Source organism: Hephaestia sp. MAHUQ-44, from assembly GCF_023806085.1.
Lineage (GTDB): Bacteria > Pseudomonadota > Alphaproteobacteria > Sphingomonadales > Sphingomonadaceae > Sphingomonas.
Window position 1 is genome coordinate 74,725 of the sequence record NZ_JAMSLX010000015.1, and the last position, 7,915, is coordinate 82,639.

The 7,915-nt window shown below is 68.0% G+C and carries 8 protein-coding genes; 3 read left to right on the plus strand and 5 right to left on the minus strand.

Features of this window, described 5'->3' with window-relative positions; genetic code table 11:
• The first annotated feature begins 11 nt into the window (after positions 1 to 11).
• Positions 12 to 1,979 carry a bifunctional diguanylate cyclase/phosphodiesterase gene (locus NFE57_RS14270; protein ID WP_252136264.1) on the plus strand — a complete coding sequence of 656 codons (1,968 nt, stop codon included), beginning with the start codon at positions 12 to 14 and terminating at the stop codon, positions 1,977 to 1,979.
• Positions 1,980 to 2,081: 102 nt separating this feature from the next.
• Here the strand turns inward: NFE57_RS14270 and NFE57_RS14275 are convergent, their stop codons facing one another.
• The 3 genes from NFE57_RS14275 to NFE57_RS14285 form a co-directional block, all read right to left on the minus strand.
• Positions 2,082 to 2,480, minus strand: a complete 399-nt coding sequence (locus NFE57_RS14275; RefSeq protein ID WP_252136265.1) for a hypothetical protein — start codon at positions 2,478 to 2,480, stop codon at positions 2,082 to 2,084.
• Between the two features lie 68 nt (positions 2,481 to 2,548).
• Positions 2,549 to 3,988, minus strand: coding sequence for an AMP nucleosidase (locus NFE57_RS14280; protein ID WP_252136266.1), 1,440 nt, complete (start codon positions 3,986 to 3,988; stop codon positions 2,549 to 2,551).
• 259 nt (positions 3,989 to 4,247) lie between these two features.
• Positions 4,248 to 4,730 (minus strand): peroxiredoxin, encoded by a 483-nt coding sequence (locus NFE57_RS14285; RefSeq protein ID WP_252136267.1) that lies wholly within the window; start codon positions 4,728 to 4,730, stop codon positions 4,248 to 4,250.
• Between the two features lie 117 nt (positions 4,731 to 4,847).
• Here NFE57_RS14285 and NFE57_RS14290 point away from each other — a divergent pair, with 117 nt between their 5' ends.
• Positions 4,848 to 5,408 carry a YqgE/AlgH family protein gene (locus tag NFE57_RS14290; protein ID WP_252136272.1) on the plus strand — a complete coding sequence of 187 codons (561 nt, stop codon included), beginning with the start codon at positions 4,848 to 4,850 and terminating at the stop codon, positions 5,406 to 5,408.
• Between the two features lie 30 nt (positions 5,409 to 5,438).
• Here NFE57_RS14290 and NFE57_RS14295 read toward each other — a convergent pair whose 3' ends face one another.
• Together NFE57_RS14295 and NFE57_RS14300 are read right to left on the minus strand one after the other, a co-directional pair.
• The gene (locus NFE57_RS14295; RefSeq protein ID WP_252136268.1) at positions 5,439 to 6,311 is read right to left on the minus strand and encodes a sigma-70 family RNA polymerase sigma factor; all 873 of its coding nucleotides are present in this window, start codon (positions 6,309 to 6,311) and stop codon (positions 5,439 to 5,441) included.
• Positions 6,308 to 6,757: a carboxymuconolactone decarboxylase family protein gene (locus NFE57_RS14300; protein ID WP_252136269.1), complete on the minus strand. Its 450-nt coding sequence runs from the start codon at positions 6,755 to 6,757 to the stop codon at positions 6,308 to 6,310. The genes NFE57_RS14295 and NFE57_RS14300 overlap by 4 nt, the downstream gene beginning before the upstream one ends.
• Positions 6,758 to 6,972: 215 nt before the next feature.
• On the opposite strand from NFE57_RS14300, the gene NFE57_RS14305 reads away from it, so the two are divergent.
• Positions 6,973 to 7,915, plus strand: a 943-nt coding sequence (locus NFE57_RS14305; RefSeq protein ID WP_382280735.1) for an adenosylhomocysteinase, incomplete at its 3' end; no start/stop codon positions are given.

Genomic DNA, 7,915 nt, shown 5'->3' on the forward strand with positions numbered 1-7,915 from the left:
GAGACGGGGTGTTGAGCGAAGCCGCAGCAGCGCACGCAGAACAGGCGGTGCCGCTGTTCGTGCTGTCGTTTCGGCAACGCGACGAACTTGCCGCCTCGGCGTCGTCCGCCGGATGGCGCGTGGTCGCGGCGCGACGCGGCGCCGATGCCGAACGCCGCTTTCTCGCCAGTGGGGCGCAGATCGCGCTGATCGACGCGCGCGGCGCGCTCGACGACGGGTTGGCGGCGGCGCGGGCGCTGGGCGACATGATCGCCGCAACCGGCAATGCGATGCTCGTGCTTGTCGCGCAGACCGACACCGCCGCGCTGGGCGAATTTATCGACGCCGGCGCGACCCATTTCCTTGCGAGCCCCCATGGCGAGGACGCCTTGTTGCAAGCGCTGCGCTGTGCCGAACGCCATGCCGAGCGCGTGGCGGGGAGCGGCGCCGGCGGCCCGCGTGCGGCGCCGCTCGGTTGGCGCATCCTCCCCGGCAGCACGCGAATCGAACCGACCCCGGCGCTGGCCTCGCTGATCGGCAGCGGGGGCGCGATCGGCTGGCGGGCCGCGCTGGCGATGCTGCTGCCCGGTGAACGGCAGGCAGCACGCACGAAGCTGCGGCAGCTTCGCCAACCCGGCGACGGCACCGCGATCGTCCACGACCTTGCCGGGATCGGCCGGGTGGTGACGCATCTGCGCGTTGCCGCCGACGGCTCGGTCGAGGCCATGGTCGAGCCGGTGACGGTCGAGGCCGCGACGACGACGCGCGATGCCGCGGGCGCACGGCGCTGGCTGGGCCAGCGGCTTGAGGATGGGGCACATGTGGGTGCGGCGCTGATTGCGCTGACCCGGTTCGATCTGGTCAATGCCGCGCACGGACGCGCCGCGGGCGATGCTTTGTTAGGCGCGGCGGCGGCGCGGATCGAGCATGTCGCGCGCGAAGTGATGGGGCGGCGCGCGATCGTCGCGCGCGTCGGCGGCGCGGAATTTCTGGTCGCGGCCGATGCACCGCACGACCAGTTGATGCTGCTTGCCGAACGTGTCGCCGATCAGCTTGGGCGCGCCTTCCCGATCGGCGCGCTGACCACCACCGTAGGCTGCCGGATCGGGGTCGCGGGCCGGCGCGAAGCCGACGATGCCGGGGCGCTGCTGCGGCGGGCAAGCGAGGCGCTGGCCGAGGCCAAGGTTTCCGATGGCGCGACGATCCGCGATGCCGGGGTGGAGGGCGCACCCGGCGCCCCGATCGAGGCGCTCGCGCTCGATTTGCGGCACGCGCTCGATCGCGGCGAAATCGATGTGTTGTTCCAGCCGCAGGTCGCGATCGCGAGCGCGCGGATCATCGGGGTCGAGGCGTTGGCGCGCTGGCGGCATCCGCGTTTCGGCGAATTGGGCGCCGAGACGCTGTTTGCGGCGGCCGAGCGTGCCGATCTGGCGATCGCGCTGTCCGATCATGTCCAGCGGCTCGCGCTGACGCGGGCGGCAGGGTGGCCCGCAGCGCTCGCGCAATTGCGGCTGGCGGTGAATTTGACCGCAGCCGATATCGCGCGGCCGGGCTTTGCCGATCTGTTCCTCGATCGCGTCGATACCAGCGGCTTCCCGCGCCAGCGCCTGTCGGTCGAGATCACCGAATCGGGGCTGATCGACGATCTCGGCGCGGCGGCGGCACTGCTCGCGGCGCTGCGCAGCGCGGGCTTGCGGATCGCGATCGACGATTTCGGGACCGGTTATTCGAGCCTTGCGTATCTCAAGGCGCTGCCGCTCGACACGCTCAAGATCGACAAGCGGCTGTCGCAGGACATCACCGGCAGCGCCCGCGACCGGATCGTCGTGCGCGGGGTGATCGACATGGCGCGCTCGCTGGGGCTGACCGTGGTCGCCGAGGGTGTCGAGACCGCGGAACAGCTTGATCTGCTCGCCAAGGAAGGCTGCCAGATCTACCAGGGGTTCCTGTGCGCCGAACCGCTGACGAGCGAGGCGCTGGCGGTGTTGGTCGCGGGGTAATGCCCCTGCTCGTCATGCCGGATTCATTCCGGGGTCCAACGGGCCAAAATCAAACGCTTCGATTGTGGCCCGTTGGACCCCGGAACAAGTCCGGGGTGACGGTTACTTTTTCTTCGGGGTCGTGTCCTTATTAGCGGCGCTCGTTTTGGTGCCACCCGCCTTCTTGTCGGCGCGCGGGGTGCTGCCGCGGAGCGCGAGCAGGCCGCCAATGGCGCCGATCACGCCGACCGCCGCGGCGACCATCGCTTTCCAGCCGAGCGTTGGTGCGGACGATACCGGCGAGGCCGGGCTTGCCACAGGTGCAGCGTTCGCGGCCGGCTTTGGCTTGGCGGGCGCCTTGGCCTTGGTGGGCGTCCGCGTGGCCGTCGGCGCGGCGCGTTTCGCGGCCGCCCCCGTCCGCGCGCGCGTCGGCTTGGCGGCATCGGCGTGGCGCGGCGGCGCCCGGCGTGGGCGGCGCTTGGGGGCCTCGGGCGGCGGCGGTGGGGTCGGCGTATCGGCCATCATATCCTCCTGTTATCCGCGCAAACGCATCAGCGGCGCGGGCGTTGCTTCGAGATCGGACGCCGGCGTCAGCGGAACGGCGGCTCGTTGAACGCGCGCAATTTGCGGCTGTGGAGCCTAGCCCCCTCGCGCCGCAATTCCTCGCACGCTTCGATCCCGATCCGCATATGCTCGCTGATCGCGCGCTCGTAGAATCGGTTGGCCTGGCCGGGCAGCTTGAGTTCGCCGTGGAGCGGCTTGTCCGAGACGCAAAGCAGCGTGCCATAGGGGACGCGGAAGCGATAGCCCTGCGCGGCGATCGTCGCCGATTCCATGTCGATCCCGACCGCGCGGCTGAGCGAGAAGCGCAGCGCCGAGCGCGAATAGCGCAATTCCCAGTTGCGATCGTCGGTGGTGATGATCGTGCCCGTCCGCAGGCGGCGCTTCAACTGCTCGGCCGACTGGCCGGAGACAATCTCGGCGGCGTGGGCCAGCGCGAGCTGGACCTCGGCGATCGCGGGCACCGGAATTTCGGGCGGCAGCACGTCGTCGAGCACATGATCGTCGCGCAGATAGGCGTGGGCGAGGACGTAATCGCCGATCCGCTGGCTGGGACGCAGCCCGCCGCAATGGCCGATCATCAGCCAGGCATCGGGGCGTACCACCGCGAGGTGATCGGTGATCGTCTTGGCGTTCGAGGGGCCGACGCCGATGTTGACGAGGCTGATCCCCGAGCGATCGGGCGCGATGAGGTGATAAGCGGGCATCTGGTGGCGCCGCCACGCGCTGTCGGCGACGACGCGCTCGGGGTCGTCGCCCGCCTTGATCATCAGCCCGCCCGCGCCCGACAGCGCGGTATAACGATCGTCGGTGCCGAGTTGCGCGCATGCCCAGCGGACGAACTCGTCGACATAACGGTGATAATTGGTGAACAGCACGAAACGCTGGACGTGCTCGGGCGGGGTGCCGGTGTAATGCCGGAGCCGCGCGAGCGAGAAATCGGTACGCAGCCCGTCGAACAGCGCCAGCGGCTGGATATCGCCATGGTTGGCCCACAGCCCGTCGGCAATCTCGTCGCCGATATGCGCGAGCTCGGTCGCCGGGAAATGCCGCGCGAGATCGACCGCCGATACCTCGTCGAGGCTCATCTCATGGCCGGGATCGATCACATAAGGGAAGGGGATCTCCTGCCGCCCCTCGACCGCCTCGACCTCGATATCGTAATCTTCCATCAGCAGCGTCAACTGCTCGGTGAGGTAGTCGGCGAACATCGCGGGCCGGGTGACGCTGGCGCGATAATCGCCGGGCGCGACGAGCCGTCCGAACGACCGCAGCGGGCTGGGGCAGCCGTCAGCGCCGCCATGATAGCGCAGGTGGATTTCGGGATAGGCGAAGCTGCCGTCGTGTCGCGATTCAGGGGTGGGGACGGTGCCGTCGACCAGATAGGCGTTGAGCGCGGCCTGAAGTCGTTCGACCGACGCGCGGTAGAGACGATCGAGGTCTGCGACGATCCGGGCTGCAGATGTCATTGTCTGCGGCTAAATCCTTCGCGGCGATAAGACAAGTGTGGCCGCCGCGTCTGGGGGATTCACGGCAGCCACGAGATCGGAAATTGCAATGGTCGCGTCAATTCTGAGCCAGCGATCGGCGACCGTCGGGGAGAGCCCGTTTCCGTTCGACCGCGGCCGTCGTCATCGAATGAGCGCTTGCACCAGCGCCCGCAACCTCGATCGAGGCCACGGGCGCCGGATGGGTGCGCCGTCACGACGAACGCAGGGATTGGGGTGATCAGGCGTTATCGAGCAGATGCTCGGCCGAGCTGACCTTGAATTCGCCGGGCGCCTCGACGTTGAGCTGTTCGACCACGCCGTCGTTGACGATCATCGAATAACGCTGGCCGCGCGTGCCCAGCCCGAACCCCGAACCGTCCATCTCGAGCCCGACCGCATGGGCGAACTGGCCGTTGCCGTCGGCGAGCATCGTCACCTTGCCCTCGGCCTGATTGGCCTTGCTCCACGCGCCCATCACGAACGCGTCGTTGACCGCGGTGCAGGCAATTTCGTCGATCCCTTTGGCACGCAGCGCGTCCGCCTTGTCGACATAGCCGGGCAGGTGCTTGGCCGAACAGGTCGGGGTGAACGCGCCGGGCACCGAGAACAGCGCGACCTTGCGGCCCTTGAAGAAATCCGCCGAGGCGACCTGCTCGGGGCCGGATTCGGTGGCCTTGACGAAATTGGTGTTCGGCAGGCGATCGCCAACGCTGATGGTCATGTCGGGTATTTCCTCCAGAGGTTCGGCCGCACAACACATGCGGTGCTTCGTAGCTTGGGAAGGCCGGGCCGATTTTCAAGCGTGGCGATGTGCAAGGCCGCCCGCTATGGTGATACGATGGACTCCATTCCCTATCTTACCGGCCAGTTTCTGCTTGCCATGCCCGGTATCGGCGACCCGCGGTTCGAGCGCGCGGTGATCGCGATGTGCGCCCACGATGCCGAAGGCGCGATCGGCATCGGGCTCGGCACCCGGATCGAGGGCCTCGGGTTCCACAATTTGCTGGAGCAACTCGATATCGCGCCCGGCGAGGCGCCCGATGTGCCGATCCATTTCGGCGGACCGGTGGAGCCGCGGCGCGGTTTCGTCGTCCATTCGAAGGATTGGGGCGGCAAGGACACGATCGATGTCGCCGGGCGCTGGGCGCTGTCGGGCACGACCGACGTGTTGCGCGCGATCGCCGGCGCCGCCGGCCCGCGCCATTGGGTGGTCGCGCTGGGCTATGCCGGCTGGGGGGAAGGGCAACTGGAGGAGGAGATGACACGGCACGGCTGGTTCTCGACCGCGGGCGATGTCGATCTGATCTACACCACCGAGGCCAGCGACCGCTGGACGCGCGGTTTCGAGATCGCGGGGATCGACCCGCGGTTGCTGACGAGCCAGGCGGGCCGGGCCTGACCGCGACCTGAACCCTCTCCGGCGGCGCTCCTAATCGAGCGTCCGTTCGAGGTGCGCCAGCTTGTCGGGGTTGCGCATCACGTAGATCGCGGCAATCCGGCCATGGTCGATCAGCAGCGCGGTGGTCTGAAGCAAGCCGTCATGCTCGCGCGTGACGAAACCGGGCAAGCCGTTGACCAACCCGTAGCGGACCAGACGCGACGGGGGTTTTGCCGCGAGCAGCCGCGCGATCGCGGCGAGCGAACGGGTTACTTCGGACAGGCCGCGCATCACGCGTGCGGCGGCGGGGCGCTTGCCGCCGCCGTCGGAATAGAACGTAACGTCGGCCGCAAGCAGTTCACGCAGCGCGTCGGTATCTCCGGCGCGCGAGGCAGTGAGGAAGGCCGCCGCGATTTCGTGCCCGCGCCCGCGCTCGACCGGATAGCGCGGGCGCTCGGCGCGAACGTGCTCGCGTGCCCGCGCGGCGAGCTGGCGGCAGGCAGCGGGATCGCGCCCGATCGCGGCGGCGACTTCGTCGAAACCCTGCCCGAACACGTCGTGGAGCAGGAATGCCGCGCGTTCGAGCGGCGACAGGCGTTCGAGCGCGAGCATCAACGGCAGCGTCACGTCGTCCTGCTCGCCTTCGGCCTCGACCACCGGCTCGGGGAGCCAGGGGCCGTCATAGGTCTCACGCCGCACGCGCGCCGATTTGAGGTGGTCGAGGCACAGCCGCGTGACGATCCGGCGCAGGAACGCCTCGGGCACCGCCACCGCCGTGCGATCGGCCTCGGCCCAGCGCAAATACGCGTCCTGCACCATATCCTCGGCATCGGCGACCGAGCCGAGCATTCGATACGCGACGCGTAGCAGCACCGGACGCAGCGGCGCGAACGTGACCGCGGGGTCCGGTGCCGCCGGGGTCACGCGGCGAGGCTTTCGTCGAACATGTCGAAACCGATCGCGATCCGGTTCCAGCCGTTGATGACGTTGATCATCAGCGTCAATTGTGCCTGCTCGGCCGGGGTGAACTGCGCGGCGAGCGCCTGATAGACCGCGTCGGGCGCGCGCTTGCCGGCGATGTCGGTGAGGTGCTCGGTCCAGGCGAGCGCCGCGCGCTCGCGCTCGGAAAACCACGGTGCCTCGCGCCATGCCGACAGCACGTCGAGCCGCTTTTGCTGCTCGCCCAGTTTGCGGGCGTGGGCATTGTGCATGTTGAGGCAATTGGCGCAGCCGTTGATCTGCGACGAGCGGATTTTGACCAGTTCGAGCAGATCGGGTTCGAGCCCGGCCTTCTCGACCTGGGTCGATAAAGCGTACCACGCCTTGGCGAGCGCGGGGGCGGCGGCGAAAAGATCGAGGCGGGGGGGCATCGTGCGTCTCCTGTTTGATGGGGTGTCGCAAGCATGACGATATGGCGCGCGCGAATGTGACATGAGCAACCAAAAAATCTCGCCCGGCGGGGTCTGGCACGAGATATAAAGATATCTTTATGTTTGATCCGCTGGCACGCAATCGCTATGTGCGGCCGAATCCGGTAGGCGCGTGGGCGCCGACCGAGCCTATCGAACGACCCAGGAGAATTTGCGTGGCCACCGCCCCTGTTATCGAGCGTGAAGATTATGTGATCGCGGATTTGTCGCAGGCCGATTACGGCCGCCGGGAGATCGAGATTGCCGAGACCGAGATGCCGGGTCTGATGGCGTTGCGCGAGGAATTTGGTGCGGCGCAGCCGTTGAAGGGCGCGCGGATCGTCGGGTCGCTGCACATGACCATTCAAACCGCGGTGCTGATCGAGACGCTGACCGCGCTGGGTGCGCGGGTACGCTGGGCGACGTGCAACATCTTCTCGACGCAGGACCATGCGGCGGCGGCGATCGCGGCGACGGGCGTGCCGGTGTTCGCGGTCAAGGGCGAGAGCATCGCCGATTATTGGGATTATGTCGGCCGGATCTTCGATTGGGAATCGGACGGCGACGGCGAGACCTGCAACATGATCCTCGACGACGGCGGCGATGCGACGATGTTCGCCTTGTGGGGCGCGCGCATCGAGGCCGGCGAGACGATGCCCGAGCCCGAGAATGACGAGGAAGTCGAGATGCAGCGGGCGCTCAAGGCGTTCGTCAAGGCGAAGCCGGGCTATCTCACCGCGACGGTCAAGGCGATCAAGGGCGTGTCGGAGGAGACCACCACCGGCGTCCACCGGCTGTATCACCTCGCCAAGGCGGGCAAGCTGCCGTTCCCGGCGATCAACGTCAACGACAGCGTCACCAAGTCGAAGTTCGACAATCTCTATGGCTGCAAGGAATCGCTGGTCGACGCGATCCGCCGCGCCACCGACGTGATGCTCGCGGGCAAGGTCGCGGTGGTTGCCGGCTTCGGCGATGTCGGCAAGGGCTCGGCACAGAGCTTGCGCAACGGCGGCGCGCGCGTGCTGGTGACCGAGATCGACCCGATCTGCGCATTGCAGGCGGCGATGGAAGGCTTCGAGGTCGTGACGATGGACGAGGCGGTCAAGCGCGCCGACATCT

Excerpts from the sequence above, each read along its gene's own strand:
- NFE57_RS14275 (WP_252136265.1), bottom strand. The coding sequence starts at position 2,480 with ATGGCCGATACGCCGACCCCACCGCCGCCGCCCGAGGCCCCCAAGCGC.
- NFE57_RS14280 (WP_252136266.1), bottom strand. The coding sequence starts at position 3,988 with ATGACATCTGCAGCCCGGATCGTCGCAGACCTCGATCGTCTCTACCGC.
- NFE57_RS14285 (WP_252136267.1), bottom strand. The coding sequence starts at position 4,730 with ATGACCATCAGCGTTGGCGATCGCCTGCCGAACACCAATTTCGTCAAG.
- NFE57_RS14290 (WP_252136272.1), top strand. The coding sequence starts at position 4,848 with ATGGACTCCATTCCCTATCTTACCGGCCAGTTTCTGCTTGCCATGCCC.
- NFE57_RS14300 (WP_252136269.1), bottom strand. The coding sequence starts at position 6,757 with ATGCCCCCCCGCCTCGATCTTTTCGCCGCCGCCCCCGCGCTCGCCAAG.